A 26,754-nucleotide genomic window follows, 5' to 3' on the forward strand; every position below is an offset into this window, starting at 1 on the left:
GAAGGGGCGGGGTGGGGGAGAGAACCGTCGGTCACTCGCCCTCCCGCATCGGGATGCGGACTCCGCGGTCCTCGGCCACCGTCTCGGCGATGTCGTAGCCCGCGTCCACGTGGCGGATGACGCCCATGCCCGGGTCGTTCGTCAGGACGCGGCGGATCTTCTCGCCCGCCAGGGCCGTGCCGTCGGCGACCGTGACCTGGCCGGCGTGGATGGAGCGGCCCATGCCGACGCCGCCGCCGTGGTGGAGGGAGACCCAGGACGCGCCCGAGGCGACGTTGACCATGGCGTTGAGCAGCGGCCAGTCCGCGATCGCGTCGGAGCCGTCGAGCATGGCTTCGGTCTCGCGGTAGGGCGAGGCGACGGAGCCGCAGTCGAGGTGGTCGCGGCCGATGACGATCGGCGCGGAGAGCTCGCCGCTCGCGACCATGTCGTTGAAGCGCTCGCCGGCGCGGTCGCGCTCGCCGTAGCCGAGCCAGCAGATGCGGGCGGGCAGGCCCTGGAAGTGGACGCGCTCGCCGGCCATCTTGATCCAGCGGGCCAGGGACTCGTTCTCCGGGAAGAGGTCGAGGATGGCGCGGTCGGTGGCGGCGATGTCCTTGGGGTCGCCCGACAGGGCCGCCCAGCGGAAGGGGCCCTTGCCCTCGCAGAAGAGGGGGCGGATGTAGGCGGGGACGAAGCCGGGGAAGTCGAAGGCGCGGGTGTAGCCGGCGAGCTGCGCCTCGCCGCGGATGGAGTTGCCGTAGTCGAAGACCTCGGCGCCGGCGTCCTGGAAGCCGACCATGGCCTCGACGTGCCGGGCCATCGACTCGCGGGCACGGGTGGTGAAGTCGGCGGGCTTCTCGGCCGCGTAGGTGGCCATCTCGTCGAAGGGGACGCCGATGGGCAGGTAGGCGAGCGGGTCGTGGGCGCTCGTCTGGTCGGTGACGATGTCGATGGGCGCGTTCATCGCCAGCAGCTGCGGGACGAGCTCGGCGGCGTTGCCGAGGACGCCGATGGACAGCGGGCGGCGGGCGTCGCGCGCCTCGACGGCCAGCTGGAGGGCGTGGTCGAGGGAGTCGGCCTTGACGTCCAGGTAGCGGTGCTCGATGCGGCGCTCGATGGCGCGCGGGTCGCAGTCGATACAGATCGCGACGCCGTCGTTCATGGTGACGGCGAGGGGCTGGGCGCCGCCCATGCCGCCGAGGCCGGCGGTCAGGGTGATCGTCCCCGCGAGCGAGCCGCCGAACTTCTTGGCGGCGACGGCCGCGAAGGTCTCGTAGGTGCCCTGGAGGATGCCCTGGGTGCCGATGTAGATCCAGGAGCCGGCCGTCATCTGGCCGTACATGGTCAGACCGAGGGCCTCCAGGCGGCGGAACTCCTCCCAGTTGGCCCAGTCGCCGACGAGGTTGGAGTTGGCGATGAGGACGCGCGGCGCCCACTCGTGCGTCTGCATCACGCCGACCGGGCGGCCGGACTGGACGAGCATGGTCTCGTCCTGCTTGAGCGTCTGCAGCGTGCGGACCATCGCGTCGAAGGAGCGCCAGTCGCGGGCCGCCTTGCCGGTGCCGCCGTAGACGACGAGCTTGTCGGGGTGCTCGGCGACCTCCGGGTCGAGGTTGTTCTGCAGCATGCGCAGTGCGGCTTCCTGCTGCCAGCCCCGGGCGCTCAGCTCGGTGCCTCGGGGTGCTCGCACGGGTCGCGGTCCGGACATGGGGCCCTGCCTCCCTGGCTCTGAATAGAACACTGCACAGTTTGGGTGGCTGAATACTGCTAGTCAACAGGGTGGGCCGGGCACATCAAGCCCTGTGGAGATGCAGAGCGCTGCGGGACGCCGGGACGCGGCCGTGCGGGCCGCCGTGGGGCAGGGCATCGTCGGGGAGCTGCAGCCGGTCGCCGCGCTGCTGGACGTGCGGGGCATCCGGCAGGCGGCGGCCGCCCTGCGGGAGGCGTTCGCGCAGGTGGGAGCGGTGGACGCGCTGCACGCGTTCGCGGTGAAGGCCGCGCCGCTGGTGCCGGTGCTGCGGCTGCTGGCCGACGAGGGCCTGGGCGCGGAGGTCGCCAGCCCCGGCGAGCTGGCGGTGGCGCGGGCCGCCGGGGTGCCGGCCGACCGGATCGTCGTGGACTCCCCCGCCAAGACGACCGCGGAGCTGCGCGAGGCGCTCGCCTCGGGCCTGGCGGTCAACGCCGACAACCCCCAGGAGCTCGCCCGGCTCGACGCGCTGGTCGCAGCCCTGCCGGGGCCCGTGCCGCCGCTCGGCCTGCGCATCAACCCGCAGGTCGGCGCCGGCAGCATCGGGGCGCTGAGCACGGCGACGGCGACGTCGAAGTTCGGGGTGGGGCTGCGCGATCCGGGGGTGCGCCCGTGGGTGGTGCGCGCGTACGCCGAGCGCCCGTGGCTCACCCGCGTCCATGCCCACACCGGCTCCCAGGGCTGCCCGCTGGAGCTGCTGGCGGAGGGCGTACGGGCCGTGTACGAGCTGGCGGAGGAGATCAACGCCGCGGCGGGCGAGCGGCGGGTGCGCACCGTGGACATCGGCGGCGGCCTGCCGGTGAACTTCGCCTCCGACGAGGTCGACCCCACCCCTCACGCGTACGCCCGGCTGCTGGCCCGCACCGTCCCCGGCCTGTTCGACGGGCGCTACGGCCTGGTCACCGAGTTCGGCCGATCCCTGCTGGCGAAGAGCGGCGTGATCGTGGCCCGCGTGGAGTACGCGAAGTCGGCGGGCGGCCGCCGGATCGCGGTGACGCACGCGGGCGCCCAGGTGGCCTCGCGCACGGTGTTCGACCCCGGGTCCTGGCCGCTGCGCGTGGCGGCGTACGACGCGGTGGGCCGGCCCCGCACGGGCGCGCCCGTGGTGCAGGACGTGGCCGGCCCCTGCTGCTTCGCGGGCGACCTGGTCGCGACCGGCCGCCCGCTGCCGCCGCTGGAGGCCGGGGACCACGTGGCGCTCCTCGACACCGGCGCGTACTACTTCGCACACCACTACGCCTACAACACGCTCCCCCGCCCGGGGGTTTACGGCTACGTCTGCGACGAACAGGGTGTGCGTTTCGCTCCCGTGCGCCCCCCGCAGTCGCTCGACGAACTCGTCGCCGAGAACGGCGCCGGGCACGCCGCGGAGCTCAGCGCGCTGCGCTGACCACCGCGCCGCCCGCGGCCGGGCGCGCACGGCGCCGGGCACCGCCCGGCAGGGCGTCGCCGGCGGCGAGCCCGGTGGCGAACCAGCCGCTCACCGCGGCCGCGACGGGGCTGCCCTGGGCGCGCTCGGTGCGCACCCACAGCAGGACGTCCGCGCGGCGCTCCAGGCGGCCCAGCCACAGGGCCTTCGCCCACAGCCCGGCGCCCAGCCCGGCCAGCCCCAGGCCCACCGCGGCGGGCACGGCGAAGGACGAGCCGACCGCGACGGCGAAGGCGACGGCCAGCCACCAGCGGCGCGCCCGCCGCCAGTTGCGCAGCGAAACGGCGCGGTCCTGCAGGTAGACCGAGCGCCCGGCGCGCTCGGCGCCGCCCGCCAGCTCGACGTACCGGCTGCGGCGCGCGAGGAATGCCACCGCGCCCGCGACCACGAACAGTCCCGCGCCCGCCAGCAGTCCGATCCGGCGCCCGGTCAGCCCCGGCACCAGGGCGCCGACGCCCGCGCCCAGGGCCCCGAGCCAGAACAGCCAGCGGGCCGGTGCCCGCACGATCACGGCCACGCGCGCCAGCGCATACGCTCCGCGACCCACGTCAGACCTCCTCGATCCATGCCTTGTCGGTGACAGTTGCCCGGCACGCTAGCCGACGTTTCTGAGGACGAGCTGAGAGACGCCCGCCGCACTGGGCCAGTGGAGTCATACCCCGGTATCACGGGCGAGTTGGCACCCGCGTATGTCGTGTCGTCGTACGGGCGGTCCCTATGGTCGTCGTATCGACGGGCGATCGACGGCAGCGGAGGGATGCGCCATGCCGGTGAACGAGCGGGCCCTGCGCAGGCGGGCCGTGGTGGCGGCGGGCGCACTGCTCCTGACCGGACTGCTCGGGGTCCGCGCGCCCCACGCCCACGCCGCCGCGGCGGACGTGCAGCTCCCGGCGCCCACCGGGCCGTACCCGGTGGGCACCACCACCCGGCACCTGGTGGACACCTCCCGCAGCGACCCCTGGCACCCGGAGCGCCACGCGCACCGCGAGGTCATGGTGAGCCTGTGGTACCCGGCGGCCCGGGAGGGCTGGCGCGCGGCCGGCCCCACCGCCCCGTACATGCAGCGGCGCGCGGCCGGCCACTTCGGCCGGGGCACCCCTCTCGGGGCCGTCGACTGGGCGGCCGTACGCACCCACGCGCGCCCCGACGCGCCCGTGGCGCGCGGCAGCCGGGTGCGGCCCGTCCTGCTGTACTCGCCGGGGCTCGGCGACCCGCGCACCTGGAACACCTCGCTCGTCGAGGACCTCGCCTCCCGCGGCTACGTCGTCGTCACCGTCGACCACACCTACGACGCCTCCGAGGTCGCCCTGCCGGGCGGCCGGCTCGCCACCTCCGTGCTGCCCGCACTCGCCGCACGGCGCGACGTGGACCCCGCCGCGGTGCTGCGCAAGGCGATGCGGGCCCGGGTCGACGACCTGCGCTTCGTCCTCGACCGGCTCGGCGACCGGCGCGCCGCCCGCCTGCCGCACGCCCTGGCCGCCGCCATGGATCTGCGGCACGTGGGGGCGCTCGGGCACTCCGCGGGCGGCTTCACGGCCGTCCAGGCGCTGTACGAGGACCGGCGCGTCGACGCCGCCGTCAATCTCGACGGCACCCTCGCCTTCCCCGGCCCCGGCGGCCTGTCCGCGGTCGCCCGCGCCGGCGTGCACCGGCCCCTGCTCCTGATGGGCACCGACGCCGCCGACTCCGGCCCCTACGACCGTCAGCCGTCCTGGCTCGCCCTGTGGCGGCACTCCCACGGGGCGTGGAAGGGCAACGCGACCCTCACCGGGGCGGAGCACGGGGCGTACACGGACGCGACGGTGATGCTGCCGCAGCTGGCGCGGCAGGGGCTGATCCCGTGGGACACGGTGCGGGAGGGGGTGGGCACGGTGCGGCCCGAACGGGCCGTGGGGGTCACGCGGGCGTACGTGGCGGCCTTCTTCGACCGCTTCCTCCGCAGGGGCGGCCCCCTGCCCCACTTCCCGGAACTCCGGGAGCGGTAACCGCGCCTGCGGCTGCCGCCGCGTGGGCGCGACACGGCGCCCCGTAGGGGCGCGGGGAACTGCGCGATCGGCCACGGACGGCCCGCAGCCGACGCACCACCCCGGGGCCGAGTGCGGGCACGTCGTGGCTTGTCGCGCAGTTCCCCGCGCCCCTACGGGGGCGCCCCGCGACGGCGGTCCACGCCGATGGGCACCGTCACTCCACGAACAAGCCCCGCGCAGCGGCCCGCGTATCGAACTCCTCCAGGCGCGCCTGCGCGTCCGGCAGGGCGTCGCACATCGCTTCGAGCAGCACGCGCCCCAGCAGCATCGGTGCGCACGCCGTGTCGAAGGCCAGGCCCGTGCCGACGGCCGCCGGGAGGAGGAGGTCGCTGTGGCGGGCCACGGGGGCGAAGGTGGAGTCGGCGACGGTGACGACGGTCAGGCCCGCCCCGCGGGCGTAGGCGAGGGCTTCGACGACTTCCCGCGGGTGCCGCGGCAGCGCGAAGCACAGCAGGGCCGTGGCGCCCGCGCGGACCGCCCCGTCGATGCGGTCGGCGAGCAACGTGCCGCCCTCGTCGAGCAGCCGGACGTCGGGGTGGACCTTGCGGGCGAAGTAGCAGAAGCCGGTGGCCTGGGCGGCGGCGGCGCGCAGGCCGAGGACGGGCAGGGGGCGGGAGGCGGCCAGGAGGCGGCCGGCGCGTTCGACGGGGGCGGGGTCGGCGAGGAGTCCGGCGAGGTGGCGGAGGTTGTCGATCTCGGCCTGGACGGCCTGCTGGTACTCGTTGGCCGTGGTGTCCTCCGCCGCCTCGGCGGCGGGGACGACGTCGCGCAGGTGGCGGCGCAGGGCGGGGTAGCCGTCGAAGCCGAGGGCGACGGCGAAGCGGGTGACGGAGGGCTGGCTGACGCCGGCGAGTTCGGCGAGTTCGACGCTGGAGAGGAAGGGCGCGTCGGCGGCGCGCCGCACCATGCAGTGGGCGATGCGCCGCTGGGTGGGGGTGAGCCGGTGGCCTTCGAAGAGTTTTTGGAGGCGTGCCGTGGCCTCCGGTTCACCGTTGGTCTCGCCCATCGGCCGGGCCCTCCTCGCCATTCACCGTTCACCATTCACGCAGGAATTCTTCTGCATGAAATTATGCAGGGCGCTCAGAGCGGCGGCAGCAGCTTCTTCTGCGGCTTGCCCATGGCGTTGCGGGGCAGCGCCGACAGGAAGCGGATGCGGCGCGGCCGCTTGTGGACGGACAGGTGGGCGGCGACGAAGTCGATGAGCTCCCGCTCGCCGATCCCGTCGGCGACGACGTAGGCGACGATCTCCTGGCCCAGGTCGTCGTGGGGCACGCCGACGACGGCGGCCTCGCTGACGGCCGGGTGGTCCAGCAGGGCGTTCTCCACCTCGCCCGCGCCGACGCGGTAGCCGCCGGTCTTGATGAGGTCGGTGGAGGCGCGGCCCACGATGCGGTGGGTGCCGTCCTCCTCGATGGTGGCGATGTCGCCGGTGCGGAACCACCCGTCGTCGGTGTGGGCGGCCGCGGTGGCCTCCGGGCGGCCGAGGTAGCCGGTGAAGAGGGTGGGGCCGCTGACCTCCAGTTCGCCGATGCCGCCGGAGACGGCGGCCAGCCGGGTGCGGACGCCGGGCAGGGGCACCCCGACGGCGCCGGGGCGGCGCTCGCCGTCGACCCGGGCGGAGACGGTGATCAGGGTCTCGGTCATGCCGTAGCGCTCGACGGGGCGCTGTCCGGTGAGCGCTTCGAGGTCGCGGAAGACGGGGGCGGGCAGCGCGGCGCTGCCGGAGACCAGCAGGCGGGCGCCGGCCAGGGCGCGGGCGGCCGAGGGGTCGCGCACGACGCGGGACCAGACGGTGGGCACGCCGAAGTACAGGCTGCCGCCGGCGGCCGCGTACGCCTGCGGGGTGGGGCGGCCGGTGTGCACCAGGCGGCACCCGGTGCGCAGGGCGCCCAGCACGCCGAGGACCAGGCCGTGCACGTGGAACAGCGGCAGCCCGTGCACGAGGGTGTCCTCGGCGCTCCACTGCCATGCGTCGGCGAGGCCGTCGAGGCAGGCGGCGATCGCGCCGCGCGGGATGAGGGCGCCCTTGGGCGCCCCGGTCGTGCCGGAGGTGTAGAGCACGAAGGCGGTGGTCTTGGGGTCGGGTTCGGGGCCCGACCAGGCCGCGCGGGCGCGCAGGTCCACGGGCTCGTCCTCGCCGAGGACGAGGCGGGCGCCCGAGTCGCGCAGGACGTGGTCGCGTTCGGCGGGTCCGGCGTCGGGGGGCAGCGGGACGACGGGCACGCCCGCCAGCAGTCCGCCGACGACGGCCACGACCGTCTCCAGGGCCGGTTCGGCGCGTACGGCGACGCTGTCCGCGCCCGCGATGCGGGAGGCCACCGCGCCCGCGGCGCCGAGGAGCTCCTCCCACGAGCAGGAGCGCCCGGCGATCGTCAGGGCGTCCGGCCGGTCGGCTGCGGCGGGCGCGGTAAGGGCCGTCAGCAGGGGTGGGGTCACGGTCCGCTCCTTCCGGCCCCGCCGGCGCGGGGCACGCCCCGACCGTACCGGTGGGACACCCGCCGGGAGCAGGGGGAACGGGGCGACGAACGCGGCACGGGGGCCGCCGCACCCCGGCCGGAGCCGGGGTCGGGACGACGGCGGTCCCCGCGCGGGGCACGGCCGGGGCTCCGGGTACGGGCCCGGCCGACCGCGCCCGGACGGCCTGGGGTCCGGGAGCCGCTCCGGAGCACCCGCCGCCGCGTCGGCGCTGCCGGCCCGGGGAGCGGGGCTCCTCCGTGCCGGCGAGCACCACTATGCCGGACCCGTGTTAAGCCCATGCTGCGCCCACGTGACGCATACGTACCTTTTACGGTCCGGCAGTTGGCCGGCGCGCGGCCGAACGGCTCCTACTTGGTGGCGCCGTTGCCGCCCTTGCCGCTCTCGGCGAGGAAGGCGAGCAGGTCCTGACGGCTGACCACACCGGTGGGCTTGCCCTCGACGAGAACGATCGCCGCGTCCGCGCCGCCGAGGACGGCCATCAGGTCGCCGACCGGCTCGCCGGAGCCGACCTGCGGCAGGGGGGCGCTCATGTGCTTCTCCAGCGGGTCCTCCAGGGAGGCCCGCTGGGCGAACAGCGCGTCCAGCAGGTCGCGCTCGACGACCGAGCCAACGACCTCGGCGGCCATGACGTCGGGGTGGCCGGCGCCGGGCTTGACGATGGGCATCTGCGAGACGCCGTACTCGCGCAGCACCTCGATGGCCTGGCCGACGGTCTCCTCGGGGTGCATGTGCACCAGCGAGGGCAGGCCGCCGTCCTTGCGGCACAGCACGTCGCCGACGCGGGCGGCGTCGCCGGCCTCCTCCAGGAAGCCGTAGTCGGCCATCCACTCGTCGTTGAAGATCTTGCTCAGGTAGCCGCGGCCGCTGTCCGGCAGCAGCACCACGACGACGTCGTCCGGGCCGAGGCGCCTGGCCACCTCCAGGGCACTGACGACCGCCATGCCGCAGGAGCCGCCCACCAGCAGGCCCTCCTCCTTGGCCAGGCGGCGGGTCATCTGGAAGGCGTCCTTGTCGGAGACGGCGATGATCTCGTCGGTCACCGTGCCGTCGTAGCAGGAGGGCCAGAAGTCCTCGCCGACGCCCTCGATCAGGTACGGCCGGCCGGAGCCGCCGCTGTAGACGGAGCCCTCGGGGTCGGAGCCGATGACCTGCACGCGGCCGTCGCTGACCTCCTTGAGGTAGCGGCCGGTGCCGCTGATGGTGCCGCCGGTGCCCACGCCCGCGACGAAGTGGGTGATCCTCCCCTCGGTCTGCTCCCAGAGCTCGGGGCCGGTGGAGTGGTAGTGCGACAGCGGGTTGTTGGGGTTGGAGTACTGGTCGGGCTTCCAGGCATTGGGCGTCTCGCGCACCAGGCGGTCGGAGACGTTGTAGTAGGAGTCCGGGTGCTCGGGGTCGACGGCCGTCGGGCAGACGACGACCTCGGCACCGTAGGCCCGCAGCACATTGATCTTGTCCTGGGAGACCTTGTCCGGGCAGACGAAGATGCACTTGTAGCCCTTCTGCTGGGCCACGATCGCCAGGCCCACGCCCGTGTTGCCGGACGTCGGCTCGACGATCGTGCCGCCGGGCTTGAGCTCCCCCGACTTCTCGGCGGCCTCGATCATCCGCAGGGCGATGCGGTCCTTGACCGAGCCACCGGGGTTGAAGTACTCGACCTTGGCCAGGACGGTCGCCTGAATGCCTTCGGTGACGTGGTTGAGCTTCACGAGCGGGGTGTTGCCAACGAGCTCAATCATCGAATCGTGATACTGCACGGTGATCTCCGCGGTCGGGGGCAGCCGTCGTCGCATGCCCGTGCCGCCAGCGTAGAGCGCATCCGACCTGTCGCGACGCGCGTTGTGACCACCGGCTCACGGGGCAACCTGCTATTGGCGCGCACTGGCAAGGGCGAGCCGGTTCCGTGAAGCTTTTATGAAGCGTGTGTAAAACGCGCACCGTGGCGCATTGTGTGCGCTCGCGGCACGAAGGAGGCCGTCCGATGTCCAAGGCGAGGGCGAGGGCCGCCCGGCGGATCGCCGCCGCGGCGGCGTACGGGGGCGGCGGGGTCGGCGTACTCGGCGGGGCGGCGCTCGGGGTGCTGCTCACCGAGGTGGCGCTGGCCCGGCGGGTCGTCGGCGGCGCCGGCGGGGTGCCGCCGCGGGCGGACGGCCGCTACGGCTCGGCGTTCGTCCACCAGCTGGGACGCGAGCCGCTGCTGCTGGGGGTGCTGGGCGACTCCACGGCCGCCGGCCAGGGCGTGCACCGGGTGCGGCAGACGCCGGGGGCCCTGCTGGCCACGGGGCTCGCGGCGGTGGCCGAGCGGCCGGTCGACATGCGCTGCGTGGCGCTGTCGGGGGCGCAGTCGTACGACCTGGAGCGGCAGGTCACCCAGATCCTCGGCGATCCGCAGTGGGTCCCGGACGTGTGCGTGATCATGATCGGGGCGAACGACGTCACCCACCGGGTGCCGGCCGCGCGCTCGGTGCGGCTGCTGGCCGAGGCGGTGCGGCGGCTGCGCGGCGCGGGGTGCGAGGTGGTGGTCGGCACCTGTCCCGACCTCGGGACGATCGAGCCGGTGTACCAGCCGCTGCGCTGGCTGGCCCGGCAGCTGAGCCGGCAGCTGGCCGCCGCGCAGACGATCGGGGTGCTGGAGGCGGGCGGGCGCACGGTCTCCCTCAGCGACCTGCTGGGTCCGGAGTTCGCGGCGAACCCCCGCGAGCTGTTCGGGCCGGACAACTACCACCCCTCGGCCGAGGGGTACGCGACGGCCGCGATGGCGGTGCTGCCCACGCTGTGCGCGGCGCTGGGGCTGTGGCCCGAGGAGGAGCGTCCGGACGCGGCCCGGCGCGAGGGCATCCTGCCGGTGGACCGGGCGGCGGCGGAGGCGGCGGCCGAGGGCGGCACCGAGGTGGCGCCCACCTCCCGCTCCCGTTGGGCGCTGCTCAAGCGCCGCCGCAGGCGGCGGCTGCCGGCCGCCGAGGCGGGGGCCCCGGGCACGGGTTCCGGTGCGGGTCCGGGGGTGACGGCGGCGCCGGTGACGGGCGAGTGAGGGCCCCGGAGGGGGCTTGCGGGGCGCGGGAGACTGGAAAGAGGTCCGTTTCACAGGCGTGAAGTCGTGACCGGCACCGTACTTGCGGGTAACTTCCCGGTGAGACCGGAGAGTCCCGCCCGTCCGCGCCCCTGGAGCCGTGATGCCCGAAGCCGTGATCGTATCGACCGCCCGCTCCCCCATCGGCCGTGCCTTCAAGGGGTCCCTGAAGGAGCTGCGGCCGGACGACCTCACCGCCACGATCATCCAGGCCGCGCTCGCCAAGGTGCCCGGGCTGGACCCGCGCGACATCGACGACCTGATGCTCGGCTGCGGCATGCCCGGCGGCGAGCAGGGCCACAACCTCGCCCGCATCGTGGCCGTGCAGATGGGCATGGACCACCTGCCCGCCACCACGATCACCCGCTACTGCGCCTCCTCGCTGCAGACCTCCCGCATGGCCCTGCACGCCATCAAGGCCGGCGAGGGCGACGTGTTCATCTCGGCGGGCGTCGAGATGGTCTCGCGGTCGGTCAACGGCTCCTCCGACGGGCAGCCCGGCACCCACAACCCGCTGTTCGCCGACGCCGAGGCCCGTACGGCCGCCCGCGCCGAGGCCGGCGGCGAGGGCTGGCACGACCCGCGCGAGGACGGCCTGGTCCCGGACGCGTACATCGCGATGGGCCAGACCGCCGAGAACCTCGCCCGCCTCAAGGGCGTCACGCGCGCGGACATGGACGAGTTCGGCGTGCGGTCGCAGAACCTCGCCGAGGAGGCCATCAAGAAGGGCTTCTGGGAGCGCGAGATCACCCCGGTCACCCTCCCCGACGGCACGGTCGTCTCCAAGGACGACGGCCCGCGCGCGGGCGTGACCCTGGAGGGCGTCGCGGGCCTCAAGCCCGCCTTCCGCCCCGACGGCCTGATCACGGCGGGCAACTGCTGCCCGCTCAACGACGGCGCCGCCGCGGTCGTGATCATGTCCGACACCAAGGCGCGCGAGCTGGGCCTGACCCCGCTGGCCCGCATCGTCTCCACGGGCGTCTCGGCGCTCTCCCCGGAGATCATGGGCTACGGCCCGGTGGAGGCCAGCCGGCAGGCCCTGAAGCGGGCCGGGCTGACCATCGACGACATCGACCTGGTCGAGATCAACGAGGCGTTCGCGGCACAGGTCATCCCCTCCTACCGGGACCTGGGCATCGACCTCGACAAGCTCAACGTCAACGGCGGCGCCATCGCGGTCGGCCACCCCTTCGGCATGACCGGCGCCCGCATCACCGGCACGCTGATCAACTCGCTGCAGTTCCACGACAAGCAGTTCGGCCTGGAGACGATGTGCGTGGGCGGCGGCCAGGGCATGGCGATGGTCATCGAGCGGCTGAGCTGAGGCGGCTGAGCTGAGGGATTGCCCGTCGGGCAACTGCCAGCAGCATCTATCGGCCACCTTGCCGAAACGTGACCGAATCTCCCCCAGGATGTGACCAACGTCCCGGGGGAGATTCGTTTCCCCAGGTCAGGGTGGTTGAAGGGACAACGTCCGGGCCCTTGGTCCCGTCCGTTTACTGACGTTTTGCACTGTGGGGCTCCCGAGGCATGCGCAATGCTGAGGTAGGAATTCGGGGGATCCAAGCAACCGGGAGTACGTCAGTGAGCGCCATGTCCCTTGCCCTGCTGCTGGGCGCTGCGGCCGCCACGGCCGCGGGCGTCGCCGCCCTGTACAGCACTCGCGGTCTGCGCCGGCAGATCACGGCCCTGCGCGCCGACCTGGCCGCGGTTCTCGCGGACCGGGCCGAGCGCCCCGCGGTGCCCGCCGCACGCACCGCCCCGGCCGCCGAACTCGCCGAGATACGGGCCGCCGTCGCCGATGCGCTGGCCGAGGAGCGCGAGCGGGAGCTGGCCGAGGCCCGGGCGTTCTGGGCCGCGCAGGAGGCCCGCGACCTGGCCGGTGCGGCGGACGCGGCGGCCCTGCTGGGCGGCCTGCCCGACCTCGCGGCCGTGGACCCGCTCACCGAGCTGGAGTCCGAGGCCGCCGACTCCGCGGAGCTCGCGGCGGCGCGCCGCCGCCACCCCTCGCACCCGGACTTCCACCCCGCGGCCGCCTCGGCCGTCGGGGACCACGAGCGCACGATCGAGCGGCTCACCGAACTCGCCGACGGGCGCATCCCGCTGGCGGACGTGCGTCCCGGCCCGCTGGGCACGCTGGACGTGTACGTCTTCGCGGACGGCACGACGGTGTGCATGACGCCGGGGCACCGGGAGACGGCCGAGCGTCTGGCGGAGGCCCTGCGGGCCGGCGAGGCGCCCACGCTCCTGGGCGGCTCGGGGGTCTCGGGCGCCTACGCCCTGACGTTCCGGTGCGAGGCCGGCCCCGTCTACGTCCTCGCGGACCGCGTCATCGCTTCGCTGTAGGCGCCTACAGCCCGCAGCGGTGGGCGGCGGCCTCCACCAGGCGCACGGCCTCGGCGACGTCGCCACCGGACGCGCAGAGGGCTTCGGCCAAATCGTGGCCGGCCACCGCCACTTGGTCGGCGACCGCGAACATGCCCGCATCCGGCATCTGGCGCACCTCGTCCCTCTCCGGTTCCTCGATCCGCTGGGTCCAGGCCGCCAGCTCCCTGGCCAGGGCCAGGGCCTCGGCGGCCGCGCCCCGGCTCAGGCGGGACTGCGGCAGGGTGCGCAGCCGGTCCGCGAACGCGTCCACGGCGGTGAGGAGGGGGGTCACATCGTCCACGCCCAGAGCCTATGCGTCGGCCACCGACTGTTGCCAATGCTTGAACACTCGGGCACGGTGACATGAAGGACCATCATTCGACGCGTCCGGAGGCGCCGATGTCCCACGTCTTCTCCGACGAGACCCACCGGAACATGCTCTCCCGCATTCCCCAGTGCACGGGCCGCGAAATCGCCGACTGGCTGCGCACGGTCGAGGAAGGACCCTCCCTCTCCCGCTTCGAGGAGAAGGTGAGCTGGCTGCGCGGAGCGCACGACCTGGCCTACGGCCACGCCAAGGCGATCGTCCACGAATACGACCTGCGACGGGCGGCGCGGAAGCTTCGGTAGCCGAGCGGTACGACGAGCGGTACGCGAAGGGCCCGGGAAGGCGAACGCCTTCCCGGGCCCTTCTGCCGGACTGCTGCCGGACTGCTGCCGGCTGCCGCGCGGGCTAGTCGTTGTTGAGGATCGCGATGATCCGCAGGATCTCGGTGTAGATCCACACCAGCGACAGGGTCAGGCCGAAGGCGGCCAGCCAGGACTCCTCGCGGGGGGCGCCGTAGCGCACGCCGTCCTCGATCTGCTTGAAGTCCAGCGCCAGGTAGGCGGCGCCGATCAGCACGCCGAGGACGCCGACGGCGATGCCCAGCGGGCCGCTGCGCAGGCCGAGGCCGTCACCGCCGCCGAAGACGGCGAACAGCGAGTTGGCCAGCATCAGCAGGCAGAAGCCGATGCCCGCGCCGATCGCGAAGCGGGCGAAGCGGTTGTCGACCCGGATGATGCGCGTCCGGTAGGCGACGAGGACGCCGGCGAAGACGGCCATCGTGCCGAGCACGGCCTGCACGGGCGCGCCGTAGGCGACCGCGTTGTAGGCCTTGCTGACCACGCCGAGGAACAGGCCCTCGAACGCGGCGTAGGCCAGGATCAGCGCGGGGCTGGGCTTGGCCTTGAACGTCTGGACCAGACCGAGGACGAAGGCCACGATGCCCGCGCCGAAGCCCAGGCCGACGGGCAGCGACAGCGCCCAGGCGGCGGCAGCGGCGAGAACCACCAGGCCCAGCGTCATGCCGGTGCGGGTGACGACGTCGTCGATCGTCATCCGCCCGGCGGTCTGCACGGGCGCCTGCGGCTGGCCCGTGTAGAGGTCCTGGCCGCCCTGGGCGTACGGGTTCGCCGCGTAGGGGTTGGTGGGCTGCGCGTACGGGCCGCCCGGCTGGGCGGTGCCGGCGTACGGGTTCGACGCGTAAGGGTTCGCGGCCCCGGCCTGCGGCCCCGCTCCGAAGCCCGCGTAACCGCTGTCGCGGCTGAACCCCCGTCGCGAGAAGACCGGGTTGCTGCTCCTCATCTCACTCCTCCATGGCCACCCTGCGCGGCCTTGGCCTCAAGCGTAATGGGTAGGCAAAGAAAAGGCGCTCCTGCCAGGGGACGATCTTTTGTCACGGGTCTGCACTGCAGACGCCCCCACAGCAGACAACGCGAAGCGTCGCCGATCGGTTCCGCGGGCGGGCCGCGAAAGGCAGCGGAGGGAGAGAGGTGCCCGGAGCCGGACTTGAACCGGCACGGCCCGAAGGGCCAGCGAGGTTTAAGCTCGCCGTGTCTGCATTCCACCATCCGGGCGGGGGGCTGGAGCACCCCGAGCCTAGCCGGGGAGCGCCCCCCAAACAGCGGATCCGGGACCGGAGGTTGTCTTATTTTATTGGCAACTGAGGGGGCATCAGGCAGTGGACGACGCCATTGGCACATGCCAGAGGCCGATCTCCCCCGTTCATCACCCCACCCCCACGAGCAAGCGGAATTGTCGCAATCTCGTCGCCCTCGGTAAGGGCCGCTCTCCTACCCAGGGATGACACGGCGGCCACCGCATACCTCCGGAGACTGTCACGGGAACCGGAGCTGGGGCTGATCCCGGGCGCGGGCGGGGCACCGACGATGGAGTAGTCCGCCCATCGCTGTCCCGCAAGGAGTGCTCCACCGTGACCACCACGCCCTTCGGCGCCCAGACCGCCGTCCGCACCACCGCCGTGGCCGCCCGGGCCACGGATCTGACCAAGGTGTACGGGCAGGGCGAGACCCAGGTGGTCGCCCTGGACGCCGTCTCGGTGGAGTTCCGGCAGGCCGAGTTCACCGCGATCATGGGCCCCTCCGGCTCCGGCAAGTCGACCCTGATGCACTGCATGGCGGGCCTCGACACCGTCTCCTCCGGCTCGGCCCGCATCGGCGACACCGAGCTGACCGGGCTGAACGACAAGAAGCTCACCCGGCTGCGGCGCGACAAGATCGGCTTCATCTTCCAGGCGTTCAACCTGCTGCCGACCCTGACGGCGCTGGAGAACATCACGCTGCCGATGGACATCGCCGGCCGCCGGCCCGACAAGCAGTGGCTCGAGACGGTCGTCGACACCGTCGGCCTGTCCGGGCGGCTCAAGCACCGCCCGAGCCAGCTCTCCGGCGGCCAGCAGCAGCGCGTGGCCGTCGCCCGGGCCCTGGCGAGCCGCCCGGAGATCATCTTCGGCGACGAGCCCACCGGCAACCTCGACTCCCGCTCCGGCGCCGAGGTCCTCGGCTTCCTGCGCAACTCCGTGCGCGAGCTGGGCCAGACCGTCGTCATGGTCACCCACGACCCGGTGGCCGCCTCCTACGCCGACCGCGTGGTCTTCCTCGCCGACGGCCGCATCGTCGACGACCTGCGCGACCCCACGGCCGACTCGGTGCTCGACCGCATGAAGCGGTTCGACGCCAAGGGCCGCACGAGCTGACCACCGCCGGATCCGACCACCAGGACTGACACCCCATGTTCCGCACTGCGCTGCGCAATGTGCTCGCGCACAAGGCCCGCCTGATGATGACCGTGCTCGCCGTGATGCTCGGCGTGGCCTTCGTCTCCGGCACCCTGGTCTTCACCTCGACCATCTCCGACGCGTACCAGAAGAGCTCCGAGAAGGGCTTCACGGGCGTCGACGTCGCCATCGAGTCCCGCCACAAGGAGGAGGACCGGCCCGGCGCCACCCCCCGGCTGACCCAGGACCTGCTGGACAAGGCCGCCAAGGTGCCCGGCGCCGCCTCCGCGACCGGCTCGGTCGGCGGCTTCGCCGCCATCGCCGACAAGAACGGCAAGCTGGTCGGCGAGGGCTTCAACTCCTCCGGCTCCAACTACTACCCCGGTGCCGGCGGCAAGGACCCCCGCTACCCGCTCAGGAGCGGCCGGGCGCCGCAGAACGCCGGCGAGATCGCGCTGGACGCCAAGACCGCCGAGCGGGCCGGCTACAAGGTCGGTGACACCGTCCGGATATCCGTCGACGGCCCGGTGCTCTCCGAGAAGCTGACCGGCGTCTTCACCACCGACGACGGCAACGTCTCCGCCGGTGGCAGCCTCGCGCTGTTCGACACCGCCACCGCGCAGCAGCACTACGCCAAGCCCGGCGAGTTCGACCGCATCGACGTCAAGGCGGCCCCCGGCACCTCCCAGGCCGCGCTCAAGACGTCCCTGACGAAGGTCCTGCCGAAGAACGCCGAGGCCACCACGGCCAAGGAGCTCGCGGACGAGCAGAGCCGCGCGATCGCCCAGGGCATGGACGGCATGCGCACCGTGCTGCTGGTCTTCGCCGGCATCTCGCTGTTCGTCGGCATCTTCATCATCGCCAACACCTTCACCATGCTGGTGGCCCAGCGCACCAAGGAGCTGGCCCTGCTGCGCGCGGTCGGCGCGAGCCGCCGCCAGGTCACGCGGTCGGTGCTGATCGAGGCGTTCGTCGTGGGCGCCGTCGCCGGTGCGCTCGGCCTGCTCACGGGCATCGGCATCGGCGCCGGTCTGCGCGCCCTGATCAACGGCACCGGTGCGACCATCCCGGACGGCCCGCTGGTCGTCTCCCCCTCGACGATCGCGACCTCGCTGGCCGTCGGCATCGTCGTCACCATGCTCGCCGCCTGGCTGCCCGCCCGCCGCGCCGCGAAGATCCCGCCGGTCGCCGCCATGAACAGCGTGCACGCCGTGGCCACCACCAAGTCCCTGGTGGTGCGCAACTCCATCGGCGGTGCCATCACCGCCGCCGGCGCCGCCCTGGTCCTGACCGCCACCAGCTCCACCATGATGGGCCTGGGCGCCGCCCTGGTCCTGGTCGGCATCTTCGTGCTGACGCCGCTGCTCTCGCGTCCGGTCATCGCCGCCGCGGCGCCCGTCCTGCGCCTGTTCGGCATCTCGGGCAAGCTCGCCCGGCAGAACGCGGTGCGCAACCCGCGCCGTACGGCCGCGACCGCCTCCGCGCTCATGATCGGCCTCACGCTGATCACCGGCCTGACCGTGATCGCCGGCAGCGTCCAGCAGGCCATCGACAAGATGGCCACGAGCTCGCTGAAGGCGGACTACGTCGTCTCCATGGCGAGCATGACGCCGCTCTCGCCCGACGTGGCGAAGAAGCTCGCCGACCACCCGGATGTCAGCGCCGCCAGCCCGCTGCGCTCGTCCCCGGCGCGCATCGACGGCGAGCACCAGAGCCTGACCGGCGTCAACGGCAGGACCATCGGCAAGCTCACCAACCTGGAGTTCACGGCCGGCTCCGTCGCCGGCCTCTCCGGCGACAAGGTCATCGTGGACGACGCGACGGCCCGCTCGAACCACTGGAAGCTCGGCTCGTCCCTCGACGTCACCTACGAGGACGGCACCAAGGGCCGGCTGTCGGTCTCGGGTGTCTACAAGGGCAACGACCTGATGCGCGGCGTCTGGACCGACACGCAGGCCCTGGCCGCGCACCAGCGCCAGGTCGACGACCGCCAGGTGATGGTCAAGGTCAAGGGCGGCGCCACCGAGGCCACCAAGGACCGGCTGGCCAAGGCCCTCGGCGACAACCCCGCCATCCAGATCCAGACCAAGCAGGACATCTCCGACGGCTTCTCCAAGGCGATCGGCCTGCTGCTGAACATGCTCTACGGCCTGCTGGGCATGGCCGTCGTCGTCGCCGTCCTCGGCGTCGTCAACACCCTGGCCATGTCGGTCTTCGAGCGTCAGCAGGAGATCGGGATGCTGCGCGCCATCGGCCTGGACCGCAAGGGCATCAAGCGGATGGTCCGCCTGGAGTCGCTGGTGATCTCGCTGTTCGGCGGTGTGCTCGGCGTGAGCCTGGGCGTCTTCTTCGGCTGGGCCGCCGGCGACCTGATCAAGAAGGCCGTCAGCACCTACGAGCTGGTCCTGCCGTGGGGCAGCATGGCCGTCTTCCTGCTGCTGTCCGCCCTGGTCGGCGTGCTGGCCGCACTGTGGCCCGCCCGCCGGGCCGCGAAGCTCAACATGCTGGCCGCCATCAAGGCGGAGTAGCCCACCGCTGCTGACGAAGGGGCCCGGTCCGCACCCAGGACCGGGCCCCTTCCCGTATCCGCGCGACGCCGGTCAGCCGCGCCAGTCGCGGGTGCGCAGCGGCAGACCCGACTCCCCGGACTCGGGGGTCCGCACGGCCAGCACCTGGTTCACCCCGATCCGGTTGGCCTCGAACGACAGGGCGGAGGCGGCCATGTACAGCCGCCACACCCGGGCCCGGCCCGGCGAGGTCAGGCGCACCGCCTCGGCCCAGTGCCGCTCCAGGTTGGCCACCCAGCCGCGCAGGGTCAGCGCGTAGTGCTCGCGCAGCGCCTCCACGTCCCGCACCTCGAAGCCGGCCTCCTCCAGCTGCGCCACCGTGCGCCCGACGGGGGCGAGCTCGCCGTCGGGGAAGACGTAGCGGGCGATGAACTCGTCCACCTCGTAGGCGGTTTCGTCCTTCAGCGGGCGCCGGGCGATCTGGTGGTTGAGCAGCCGCCCGCCGGGGCGCAGCAGCGCGAACAGGTCGGCGGCGTACTCGGCGTAGCGGGCCGAACCGACGTGCTCGGCCATGCCGATGGAGGAGATCGCGTCGAAGGGCCCGTCGGTGATCTCACGGTAGTCCTGGACGCGGATCTCCACGCGGTCGGCGAGGCCGGCGTCGGCCACGCGCTTGCGGGCGTAGGCGGCCTGCTCCTCGGAGAGGGTGATGCCGACCGCGCGCACGCCGTAGGTACGGGCGGCGTGCAGGACCATCGAGCCCCAGCCGCAGCCGACGTCCAGCAGCCGCTGGCCGGGGGCGAGGGCGAGCTTGCGGCAGACGAGGTCGAGCTTGGCCTCCTGGGCGTCCTCCAGGGTGCTTTCCGGGCTCTCCCAGTAGGCGCAGGAGTAGACCATCGACGGGCCCAGGACGCGCTCGTAGAAGGTGTTGCCGACGTCGTAGTGGTGGCTGATGGCGCGCTTGTCGCGGCGCAGGCTGTGCCGGGTGCCGCCGCCGGTGCGGGCCTCCTCGGGCGGCGGGGCGGGCGGCAGCCAGGGCGGGGTCAGCTTCAGCAGTTCGCGGCCGACGGCGCGCAGGGCCGGGTCGCGCAGGGCCGCCAGGCGTCCCGTGGGGCGCCGCTGCTCGCCGCGCTCCCACAGGTGCCCGGCCAGCAGCCGCAGGGCCTGGTAGAGGTCGCCGTCGACGTCGAGGTCACCGGCGACCCAGGCGCGAGCCAGGCCGAGCTCGCCCGGCTGCCACAGCAGCCGGCGCAGGGCCCGCCGGCGCCGCAGGACCAGGACGGGAGTGCCGGGCGGGCCGTACTCGCTGCCGTCCCAGGCGCGCAGCCGCACCGGGAGCGGGCTTCCCAGCGCCTGCTGGGCCAGGTCGGCGAGCCGTCGAGCGGCCTCGGGCATGTCGCACACCTCCATGATCGAGGGTCAGGAGATCCTGACGCCTCAACACCGGTGGACCGTGCCTTAGTCCTTGCCCTCCGGCGGGGTGCGCACACGCCGAAGGGCGCCCACCCCACGGATCGGTGGACGCCCTTCGCGATGAAGCGGTTGGTTACGAGGCCTTGGCCTTCTCGGCCGGCGAGGTGGCCTGCGGGGCCGGCTTGGCGGCCTCGTAGAACTCCTCGCGCGGGTTCTCCATCGCCCGCAGCGAGACGACCTCGCGCTTGAGGAAGAGACCGAGGGTCCAGTCGGCGAAGACGCGGATCTTGCGGTTCCAGGTCGGCATCGCCATGCCGTGGTAGCCACGGTGCATGTACCAGGCGAGACGGCCCTTGAGCTTGATCTTCATCTTGCCCATGACGATCATCGCCACGCCCTTGTGGAGGCCGAGGCCCGCCACCGCACCCTTGTTGGCGTGCTTGTACTCCTTCTGCCCGGCCTCGAAGCCGCGCAGGGCCGCCACGACGTTGTCGCCGAGGACCTTGGCCTGGCGCAGGGCGTGCTGGGCGTTCGGCGGGCACCAGGCGTTCTCGTTGCCGGCCGCGCGGCCGACCAGGTCGGGCACCTGGGCGTTGTCGCCGGCCGCGAAGGCGTACGGCATGTCCTTGATCTGCAGCGTCGGCAGGGTGTCGACGTGGCCGCGGGGGCCCAGCGGCAGACCGAAGCGGGCGAGCGCCGGGTTGGGCTTGACGCCGGCGGTCCACACGATGGTGTTGGCGTCGACCTCGAGGCCGTTCTTGAGCACGACGTGGCCGTCGACGCAGGAGTCCATCGAGGTGCCGAGGTAGACCTCGACGCCGCGGCTCTCCAGGTGCTCCTTGCCGTACTGGCCGAGCTTGGGGCCGACCTCCGGCAGGATCTTGTCGGCGGCGTCGACGAGGATGAACCGCATGTCCTCGCGCTTGACCGTCGGGTAGTACTTGGCGGCGTCGCGGGCCATGTCCTCGACCTCGCCGATCGTCTCGGCGCCGGCGAAGCCACCACCGACGAAGACGAAGGTCAGCGCGCGGCGGCGGATCTCCTCGTCCTTGGTCGAGTCGGCCTTGTCCAGCTGCTCGAGGACGTGGTTGCGCAGGCCGATGGCCTCCTCGATGCCCTTCATGCCGATGCCGTTCTCGGCGAGGCCGGGGATCGGGAAGGTGCGGGAGACGGCGCCGAGCGCGATCACCAGGTAGTCGAAGGGCAGCTCGTAGGCCTCGCCGACGATCGGGGCGATCGTGGCGACCTTGCGGTCCTGGTCGATGGTGGTGACGCGGCCCGTGAGGACCTCCGCCTTGGGGAGCACACGTCGCAGCGGCACCACGACGTGGCGGGGAGAGATGCTGCCGGCGGCTGCTTCGGGAAGGAAGGGCTGGTACGTCATGTACGAGCGCGGGTCGACGACCGTGACGGTCGCCTCGCCGTACCGCATCTTCTTCAGGATGCGGCGCGCCGCGTACAGGCCGACGTACCCACCGCCTACTACGAGGATCCGTGGACGCTCCGTGGTGCTCATGTTTCGAGTATCCAGCACGTCTCGGCGGGGTGCTCGTGAGCCCCTTCACAAGAACGGTGGGGGCATCTGCTACACTCCGCCGCCACCGTGACCGACGCCATATGTGCGCAAGGGAACCGCAACGCCGCCAAGGGCGTTGAGCACCCGCCCTGAACTGGCCTTGTGGGTCCTGTGACGACTGGACCACCCGCCGTCGCGGCTGCGCATAAGCGTTTCTTTAACACGACCGAAACCAGCCGGATTCCGGACGCCGGGGGGCCGCACGGCCCGGAATGCGGGCCGAAGGCCCTCTTCCGCGAACTGGTTGGCCCTTTTTCATGTGAAGGATTTCACGAACAATTTCCCGGCGCCCGGCCGCGCTGCGCCCCTTACACGAGGGAAAGAGCGATCCCGTCCAGAATGTCCAACTCGCTGACGATCACCTCGTCGACGCCCACGCGCTCCATCACGCACTGCAGCACCAGCGCCCCCGCGGCGATCACATCGACCCGCCCCGGGTGCAGCACCGGGATCGCGGCGCGCTCGTCGTGGGTGGAGGACAACAGCCGCGCGGTGATCGCCCGGACCCGGTCCAGGGAGATCCGCGCATGGTGGATCACCGAGGAGTCGTACTCCTCCAGCTCCAGCGCGATGGCCGCGACCGTGGTGACGGAACCGGCCAGCCCGACCAGCGTACGGGCCTCGGTCAGCGGCACCGTCTGCGCGGCCAGGTCGAGGGCCGCCTCGACGTCGGCCCGTATGGCGGCGACCTGTTCGGCCGTCGGCGGGTCGGTGACCGCACCGTCCACCACCAGATGACGCTCCGTCATGCGCACGCAGCCCACGTCCACGCTGCGGGCGGCCCGCACGTGCTCCTCGCCGACCACGAACTCCGTCGAGCCGCCGCCGATGTCGACCACGAGGAACGGCGTCGCCAGATCCGCGCGCCCCACCAGCTCCCGCGTCGCGCCGGTGAAGGAGAACTCGGCCTCCTGGTCACCGGTGATGACCTCCGGCTCGACGCCGAGGATCTCCACGACACCGCGCACGAAGTCCTCGCGGTTCCGCGCATCGCGGGAGGCCGAGGTGGCGACGAAACGGATGCGCTCGGCCTTCAGCTCGCGAATGACCTCCGCGTACGCGCGGCAGGCCGCGAACGTGCGCTCCAGCGCCTCGGGGGCCAGGCGGCCGGTGCGGTCGACGCCCTGGCCCAGGCGGACGATGGTCATCCGGCGGTCGAGCTCGTCGAGCCGGCCCGTGGCCGGGTCGACGTCCGCAACGAGCAGCCGGATGGAGTTGGTGCCGCAGTCGATGGCCGCGACGCGCGTCATGCGCCCTCCTCCTGCTCGCCGCAGGGGTTCACGCACGGGCCCTTGCGCCACCACTCGGGGAGCATGGCGATCGCCTCGTCGCCCAGGGGGTTCACGCCCGGGCCCGCGGCCAGGGAGTGACCGACCAGGACGTGCAGGCACTTGACGCGGTCGGGCATGCCACCGGCGCTGGGGAAGCCCTGCAGGACCTCGATGGCGTCCCGGCGGCGGATGTAGTCCTCGTGCGCGGCCCGGTAGGCGGCGGCCAGCTCCGGGTCGCTCTGCAGCCGCTCGCTCATCTCCTTCATGACGCCCTCGGCCTCCAGCGTGCCGATCGCCGAGGCGGCGCGCGGGCACGTCAGGTAGTACAGCGTCGGGAAGGGCGTGCCGTCCTCCAGCCGCGGGGCGGTCTCGACGACGTCGGGGTTGCCGCAGGGGCAGCGGTGGGCGATGGCGCGCAGGCCGCGCGGCGGGCGCCCCAGCTGCGCCTCGAACGCCGCGATGTCGGCGTCCGTCGGCTCGGTGGGCTCGGTCGTGGGCGGGGGCGTGTCCATGTGCTCGAATGCTCGCTCGTGCTCGGTGGGTCGGGGGGCCGGTGGCGCGGGACGCTCAGCGGTGGGTGTCGGAGGCGTCCACGTCGTCGAAGAGGTTGAGGTACCAGGGGCGGTCGGCGGCGCCCTCGTCCTTGTGGCGGCCGTCGGGGGCGGTGCCGTCGACGACGCTGTAGCCGGTCTCGCCGGGGCGCAGGTAGTGCAGGTGCTCGCGGGCCAGCTGCTCGACGTAGGCCGGGTCCTCCAGCCGGGCCTTCTCGTCCTGCAGCCGTTTGACCTGCTCGCGCGCGTGTTCGGTGCGGCGGCGCTGGTCGGCGATGTCGGAGCGCTGGGTCACCCACTGCCGCATCGGGTAGGCCAGGGCCACCACCAGCGAGCAGACGACGAGCGCCAGCAGGGCCGCCCGGCCGGTGAGCCGGGAGCGGCGCGGCTGGCGTGCGCGGTACGTCCGGGCCGCGGCGGGCCCCTGCACCAGCGCCGTACCGAGCGCCTTGAGCCTGGTCGCGGTGGAGAACCGGTCCGCGCCCACGTCGCCTCCCCTGTCGGTCCGCTACGAACGTACGTCCCCGGACACGGTACGGGACCGCGGCCGGGGACGTACGGAGACTGGCGAGAGCTCAGCCGTTAAGGCTCAAGCGCGAAGGCCCGAGCCCGGGCGCTCAGCCCTTGCTGTGTCCTTAGTTCGCAGAGCGAAACCGCGGGAAGGCGCTGCGGCCGGCGTACACCGCGGCGTCGTCGAGGATCTCCTCGATGCGCAGCAGCTGGTTGTACTTGGCGACGCGCTCGGAGCGGGCCGGGGCGCCGGTCTTGATCTGGCCGCAGTTGGTGGCGACGGCCAGGTCGGCGATGGTGACGTCCTCGGTCTCGCCGGAGCGGTGGGACATCATGCACTTGAAGCCGTTGCGCTGGGCCAGCTCGACGGCGTCGAGGGTCTCGGTCAGCGAGCCGATCTGGTTGACCTTGACCAGCAGGGCGTTGGCGGTGCCCTCCTCGATGCCGCGGGCGAGGCGCTCGGGGTTGGTGACGAACAGGTCGTCACCGACGAGCTGGACCTTGTCGCCGAGCTTGTCGGTGATGGTCTTCCAGCCGTCCCAGTCGTCCTCGAACAGCGGGTCCTCGATGGAGACCAGCGGGTACGCCTCGACGAGCTCGGCGTAGTAGTCGGTCATCTGGGCCGCGGTGCGGTCCTGGCCCTCGAACGTGTAGACGCCGTCCTTGTAGAACTCGGAGGCGGCGACGTCCAGGGCGAGCGCGATGTCCTGGCCGGGGGTGTAGCCGGCCTCCTTGATGGCCTCGAGGATGAGGTCGAGGGCCTCGCGGTTGGAGCCCAGGTTCGGGGCGAAGCCGCCCTCGTCGCCCAGGCCGGTGGACAGGCCGCGGCCCTTCAGGACCTTCTTGAGGGTGTGGTAGACCTCGGTGCCCCAGCGCAGGGCCTCGGAGAAGGACTCCGCGCCGATCGGCGCGATCATGAACTCCTGGATGTCCACGTTGGAGTCGGCGTGCGAGCCGCCGTTGAGGATGTTCATCATCGGAACGGGCAGCAGGTGCGCGTTCGGGCCGCCGAGGTAGCGGAAGAGGGGCAGGTCGGACGCCTCGGAGGCGGCGTGCGCGACGGCCAGGGAGACGCCGAGGATGGCGTTGGCGCCGAGCGAGCCCTTGTTGTCGGTGGCGTCCAGGTCGAACATGGCCTGGTCGATCAGGCGCTGCTCGGTGGCGTCGTAGCCGACCAGCTCCGGGCCGATCTGCTCGATCACGGCGAGGACGGCCTTCTCGACACCCTTGCCGAGGTAGCGGTCCGGGTCGCCGTCACGGAGCTCGATGGCCTCGAAGGCGCCGGTGGAGGCGCCGGACGGCACGGCGGCACGGCCCGTGGAGCCGTCGTCGAGGCCGACCTCGACCTCGACCGTGGGGTTGCCTCGCGAGTCGAGGATCTCGCGAGCTACGACGACGTCGATGGACGGCACGAGGGTCTCCTTCGTGTGTGTCTGGAGTTCTGCACCCCGAGCCTAACGGGCCCCACGGGCTCTCCCCGCGCTGGACCGGGCCACGGGCCGAAAATTGGCACAAATGCCGATATCACGGGATGAAAACCCAGTATGTTCGCTCAACGGACAGTCGACGGGACCCGGCCGGCACGGCCAGCACGGCGGCCCGAACGGCGAAGCCCCGCTCCGGTGCGGCTCGGGGGGAAGCGCAGCGGAACGGGGCGGTCGTACGGCCGGTCGTCGGGCGGCCGGTCCCGGCGGCCGGGCGGCCACGGGACCGCCCGGCACCTTTCGACCGGCTCCGGTCAGCGCAGGTGCAGCTGCTGACCGGGGAAGATCAGATCGGCGTTGTCGATGACGTCCTTGTTGAGGTCGTAGAGCTTCGCCCAGCCACCGCGCACCTTCTGGGCGTCGGCGATGGTCCCGAGGGTGTCGCCCTCCTTGACCTTGTACTCGCCGGTGCCCTGCTTGACCTCGCGCGGCGCGGTCTTCCTGGCCTCCGCGGCCGCGTCGTCGGCGTCCGAGTCCCGCGTGACCTTCTTCGGAGCGCTGTGGCGCTCGCTGCGGTCGGCGTGGCTCTTGGAGGAGTAGGCCCCCTCGGCGGAGGTGGACTTGCGGGTCTTCTTCGCGGGGGCGGAGCCGGAGTCGTCGTCGGAGGTGTCGACGTCGGCCTTGGCGCCGCCGGAGGTCAGGTTGCCCGCGCCGGCGCAGCCCCAGGCGCCCGGGCCCTGCATGGCCAGCAGACGCTCGGCGGTGGCGATCTGCTGGGCCTTGGTGGCGAGGTCGGCGCGCGGGGCGTACTTGGTGCCGCCCGCGGCCTTCCAGGAGTCGTTCGAGAACTGCAGGCCGCCGTAGTAGCCGTTGCCGGTGTTGATGTGCCAGTTGCCGCTGGACTCGCACTGGGCGACCTTGTCCCAGGTCGAGACGGAGGCGGCGTTGGCGGAGGTCGCGACCATCAGCGGGGCGGCGACCGCGGCGCCGGTGACGCCGGCGAGCGTGACGATTCGGACGGCCTTGGACGGACGACGGTGCTTGCCCTTGGACATAAGTCGTTTTCCTCACCGACGCCTACGAGGTGAGCTGTCGGGTTCGGGCTGTGAGACTGCCCGGCCCGGTGCGAGCACCGGGCTTCACCCCAAGCCGTCCGTCCCTGCGGTCTGGCGACCGCCGGTCCGTCCGGCACCTACCTTGGTTCCCCCGCTCCTGCCTACGGCGCTTGCGCGACGACTCCCCCGGCCGCCGGCAGGATTCGGCGTGGCGACCGTGGTGCTCGCGGTGGCGAGCGGTGAAGACGGTAAGCACAGGCGGCCTGCGGGTTCAAACCCCACTTTTCAGCC

The 26,754-nt window shown here is 72.8% G+C and carries 22 protein-coding genes, 1 tRNA gene and 1 riboswitch; of the genes, 8 read left to right on the forward strand and 15 right to left on the reverse strand.

The window, feature by feature from the left end; all coding sequences use genetic code 11:
* Positions 1 to 31: 31 nt before the first annotated feature.
* A complete protein-coding gene (gene hutU, locus AC27L3_RS22295) occupies positions 32 to 1,690 on the reverse strand; it encodes a urocanate hydratase (RefSeq protein WP_487235820.1) in 1,659 nt (552 codons plus the stop codon).
* A 100-nt stretch (positions 1,691 to 1,790) separates the two neighbouring features.
* On the opposite strand from hutU, the gene AC27L3_RS22300 reads away from it, so the two are divergent.
* Positions 1,791 to 3,119: a type III PLP-dependent enzyme domain-containing protein gene (locus tag AC27L3_RS22300; RefSeq protein ID WP_487235821.1), complete on the forward strand. Its 1,329-nt coding sequence runs from the start codon at positions 1,791 to 1,793 to the stop codon at positions 3,117 to 3,119.
* Here AC27L3_RS22300 and AC27L3_RS22305 read toward each other — a convergent pair.
* On the reverse strand, positions 3,103 to 3,705 hold the full coding sequence (locus AC27L3_RS22305; protein ID WP_487235822.1) for a hypothetical protein: 603 nt from the start codon (positions 3,703 to 3,705) through the stop codon (positions 3,103 to 3,105). The two genes, AC27L3_RS22300 and AC27L3_RS22305, sit on opposite strands and share 17 nt — an antisense overlap.
* A gap of 217 nt (positions 3,706 to 3,922) precedes the next feature.
* Here AC27L3_RS22305 and AC27L3_RS22310 point away from each other — a divergent pair, with 217 nt between their 5' ends.
* Positions 3,923 to 5,143 (forward strand): alpha/beta hydrolase family protein, encoded by a 1,221-nt coding sequence (locus AC27L3_RS22310; RefSeq protein WP_487235823.1) that lies wholly within the window; start codon positions 3,923 to 3,925, stop codon positions 5,141 to 5,143.
* Between the two features lie 196 nt (positions 5,144 to 5,339).
* Here AC27L3_RS22310 and AC27L3_RS22315 read toward each other — a convergent pair whose 3' ends face one another.
* From AC27L3_RS22315 to AC27L3_RS22325, 3 genes are all read right to left on the reverse strand, one after another.
* Positions 5,340 to 6,191 (reverse strand): MurR/RpiR family transcriptional regulator, encoded by an 852-nt coding sequence (locus AC27L3_RS22315; protein ID WP_487235824.1) that lies wholly within the window; start codon positions 6,189 to 6,191, stop codon positions 5,340 to 5,342.
* Positions 6,192 to 6,265: 74 nt separating this feature from the next.
* Complete coding sequence (locus tag AC27L3_RS22320) at positions 6,266 to 7,621, reverse strand: acyl-CoA synthetase (protein ID WP_487235825.1); 1,356 nt, start codon at positions 7,619 to 7,621, stop codon at positions 6,266 to 6,268.
* Between the two features lie 389 nt (positions 7,622 to 8,010).
* Positions 8,011 to 9,417, reverse strand: a complete 1,407-nt coding sequence (locus AC27L3_RS22325) for a cystathionine beta-synthase (RefSeq protein ID WP_487235826.1) — start codon at positions 9,415 to 9,417, stop codon at positions 8,011 to 8,013.
* Between the two features lie 224 nt (positions 9,418 to 9,641).
* Here AC27L3_RS22325 and AC27L3_RS22330 point away from each other — a divergent pair, with 224 nt between their 5' ends.
* The 3 genes from AC27L3_RS22330 to AC27L3_RS22340 all read left to right on the forward strand — a co-directional run bounded on the left by AC27L3_RS22330 (position 9,642) and on the right by AC27L3_RS22340 (position 13,076).
* Entirely contained in the window at positions 9,642 to 10,691 is a 1,050-nt protein-coding gene (locus AC27L3_RS22330) for an SGNH/GDSL hydrolase family protein (protein ID WP_487235827.1), read from the forward strand.
* Positions 10,692 to 10,833: 142 nt separating this feature from the next.
* Positions 10,834 to 12,054 carry an acetyl-CoA C-acetyltransferase gene (locus AC27L3_RS22335; protein ID WP_487235828.1) on the forward strand — a complete coding sequence of 407 codons (1,221 nt, stop codon included), beginning with the start codon at positions 10,834 to 10,836 and terminating at the stop codon, positions 12,052 to 12,054.
* Positions 12,055 to 12,314: 260 nt separating this feature from the next.
* The gene (locus AC27L3_RS22340) at positions 12,315 to 13,076 is read left to right on the forward strand and encodes a hypothetical protein (protein WP_487235829.1); all 762 of its coding nucleotides are present in this window, start codon (positions 12,315 to 12,317) and stop codon (positions 13,074 to 13,076) included.
* Between the two features lie 4 nt (positions 13,077 to 13,080).
* Here AC27L3_RS22340 and AC27L3_RS22345 read toward each other — a convergent pair whose 3' ends face one another.
* Positions 13,081 to 13,398, reverse strand: coding sequence for a hypothetical protein (locus AC27L3_RS22345; protein ID WP_487235830.1), 318 nt, complete (start codon positions 13,396 to 13,398; stop codon positions 13,081 to 13,083).
* Between the two features lie 98 nt (positions 13,399 to 13,496).
* Between AC27L3_RS22345 and AC27L3_RS22350 the strand changes: the two genes are divergently transcribed.
* On the forward strand, positions 13,497 to 13,727 hold the full coding sequence (locus tag AC27L3_RS22350) for a DUF4287 domain-containing protein (protein WP_344437764.1): 231 nt from the start codon (positions 13,497 to 13,499) through the stop codon (positions 13,725 to 13,727).
* Positions 13,728 to 13,830: 103 nt separating this feature from the next.
* On the opposite strand, the gene AC27L3_RS22355 is transcribed toward AC27L3_RS22350, so the two are convergent.
* Together AC27L3_RS22355 and AC27L3_RS22360 are read right to left on the reverse strand one after the other, a co-directional pair.
* Complete coding sequence (locus AC27L3_RS22355; RefSeq protein ID WP_487235831.1) at positions 13,831 to 14,724, reverse strand: Bax inhibitor-1/YccA family protein; 894 nt, start codon at positions 14,722 to 14,724, stop codon at positions 13,831 to 13,833.
* A gap of 189 nt (positions 14,725 to 14,913) precedes the next feature.
* Positions 14,914 to 14,996 (reverse strand) — tRNA-Leu (locus tag AC27L3_RS22360).
* A 356-nt stretch (positions 14,997 to 15,352) separates the two neighbouring features.
* Here AC27L3_RS22360 and AC27L3_RS22365 point away from each other — a divergent pair.
* On the forward strand, positions 15,353 to 16,135 hold the full coding sequence (locus AC27L3_RS22365) for an ABC transporter ATP-binding protein (protein WP_487235832.1): 783 nt from the start codon (positions 15,353 to 15,355) through the stop codon (positions 16,133 to 16,135).
* A gap of 35 nt (positions 16,136 to 16,170) precedes the next feature.
* The gene (locus AC27L3_RS22370) at positions 16,171 to 18,684 is read left to right on the forward strand and encodes an ABC transporter permease (RefSeq protein WP_487235833.1); all 2,514 of its coding nucleotides are present in this window, start codon (positions 16,171 to 16,173) and stop codon (positions 18,682 to 18,684) included.
* A gap of 72 nt (positions 18,685 to 18,756) precedes the next feature.
* On the opposite strand, the gene AC27L3_RS22375 is transcribed toward AC27L3_RS22370, so the two are convergent.
* The 7 genes from AC27L3_RS22375 to AC27L3_RS22405 form a co-directional block, all read right to left on the reverse strand.
* The gene (locus AC27L3_RS22375; RefSeq protein WP_487235834.1) at positions 18,757 to 20,058 is read right to left on the reverse strand and encodes a class I SAM-dependent methyltransferase; all 1,302 of its coding nucleotides are present in this window, start codon (positions 20,056 to 20,058) and stop codon (positions 18,757 to 18,759) included.
* Between the two features lie 151 nt (positions 20,059 to 20,209).
* A complete protein-coding gene (locus tag AC27L3_RS22380) occupies positions 20,210 to 21,592 on the reverse strand; it encodes an NAD(P)/FAD-dependent oxidoreductase (RefSeq protein WP_344437753.1) in 1,383 nt (460 codons plus the stop codon).
* Between the two features lie 368 nt (positions 21,593 to 21,960).
* Positions 21,961 to 22,902 (reverse strand): Ppx/GppA phosphatase family protein, encoded by a 942-nt coding sequence (locus AC27L3_RS22385; RefSeq protein WP_487235835.1) that lies wholly within the window; start codon positions 22,900 to 22,902, stop codon positions 21,961 to 21,963.
* Complete coding sequence (locus AC27L3_RS22390) at positions 22,899 to 23,435, reverse strand: DUF501 domain-containing protein (RefSeq protein WP_487235836.1); 537 nt, start codon at positions 23,433 to 23,435, stop codon at positions 22,899 to 22,901. Before AC27L3_RS22390 ends, AC27L3_RS22385 begins: the two co-directional genes overlap by 4 nt.
* A 55-nt stretch (positions 23,436 to 23,490) precedes the next feature.
* Positions 23,491 to 23,961 carry an FtsB family cell division protein gene (locus AC27L3_RS22395; protein ID WP_344437749.1) on the reverse strand — a complete coding sequence of 157 codons (471 nt, stop codon included), beginning with the start codon at positions 23,959 to 23,961 and terminating at the stop codon, positions 23,491 to 23,493.
* A gap of 148 nt (positions 23,962 to 24,109) precedes the next feature.
* A complete protein-coding gene (gene eno / locus AC27L3_RS22400) occupies positions 24,110 to 25,396 on the reverse strand; it encodes a phosphopyruvate hydratase (RefSeq protein WP_365983049.1) in 1,287 nt (428 codons plus the stop codon).
* 326 nt (positions 25,397 to 25,722) lie between these two features.
* Positions 25,723 to 26,463 (reverse strand): transglycosylase family protein, encoded by a 741-nt coding sequence (locus tag AC27L3_RS22405; protein WP_487235837.1) that lies wholly within the window; start codon positions 26,461 to 26,463, stop codon positions 25,723 to 25,725.
* Positions 26,464 to 26,467: 4 nt separating this feature from the next.
* A riboswitch (cyclic di-AMP (ydaO/yuaA leader) is annotated at positions 26,468 to 26,642 on the reverse strand.
* Between the last annotated feature and the right edge of the window lie 112 nt (positions 26,643 to 26,754).

It is taken from the genome of Streptomyces sp. PKA51, assembly GCF_057552455.1.

Coding starts and splice junctions, on each gene's coding strand:
- hutU (WP_487235820.1), bottom strand. CDS start 1,690: ATGTCCGGACCGCGACCCGTGCGAGCACCCCGAGGCACCGAGCTGAGC.
- AC27L3_RS22300 (WP_487235821.1), top strand. CDS start 1,791: ATGCAGAGCGCTGCGGGACGCCGGGACGCGGCCGTGCGGGCCGCCGTG.
- AC27L3_RS22310 (WP_487235823.1), top strand. CDS start 3,923: ATGCCGGTGAACGAGCGGGCCCTGCGCAGGCGGGCCGTGGTGGCGGCG.
- AC27L3_RS22315 (WP_487235824.1), bottom strand. CDS start 6,191: ATGGGCGAGACCAACGGTGAACCGGAGGCCACGGCACGCCTCCAAAAA.
- AC27L3_RS22330 (WP_487235827.1), top strand. CDS start 9,642: ATGTCCAAGGCGAGGGCGAGGGCCGCCCGGCGGATCGCCGCCGCGGCG.
- AC27L3_RS22335 (WP_487235828.1), top strand. CDS start 10,834: ATGCCCGAAGCCGTGATCGTATCGACCGCCCGCTCCCCCATCGGCCGT.
- AC27L3_RS22350 (WP_344437764.1), top strand. CDS start 13,497: ATGTCCCACGTCTTCTCCGACGAGACCCACCGGAACATGCTCTCCCGC.
- AC27L3_RS22355 (WP_487235831.1), bottom strand. CDS start 14,724: ATGAGGAGCAGCAACCCGGTCTTCTCGCGACGGGGGTTCAGCCGCGAC.
- AC27L3_RS22370 (WP_487235833.1), top strand. CDS start 16,171: ATGTTCCGCACTGCGCTGCGCAATGTGCTCGCGCACAAGGCCCGCCTG.
- AC27L3_RS22375 (WP_487235834.1), bottom strand. CDS start 20,058: ATGCCCGAGGCCGCTCGACGGCTCGCCGACCTGGCCCAGCAGGCGCTG.
- AC27L3_RS22380 (WP_344437753.1), bottom strand. CDS start 21,592: ATGAGCACCACGGAGCGTCCACGGATCCTCGTAGTAGGCGGTGGGTAC.
- AC27L3_RS22385 (WP_487235835.1), bottom strand. CDS start 22,902: ATGACGCGCGTCGCGGCCATCGACTGCGGCACCAACTCCATCCGGCTG.
- AC27L3_RS22390 (WP_487235836.1), bottom strand. CDS start 23,435: ATGGACACGCCCCCGCCCACGACCGAGCCCACCGAGCCGACGGACGCC.
- AC27L3_RS22405 (WP_487235837.1), bottom strand. CDS start 26,463: ATGTCCAAGGGCAAGCACCGTCGTCCGTCCAAGGCCGTCCGAATCGTC.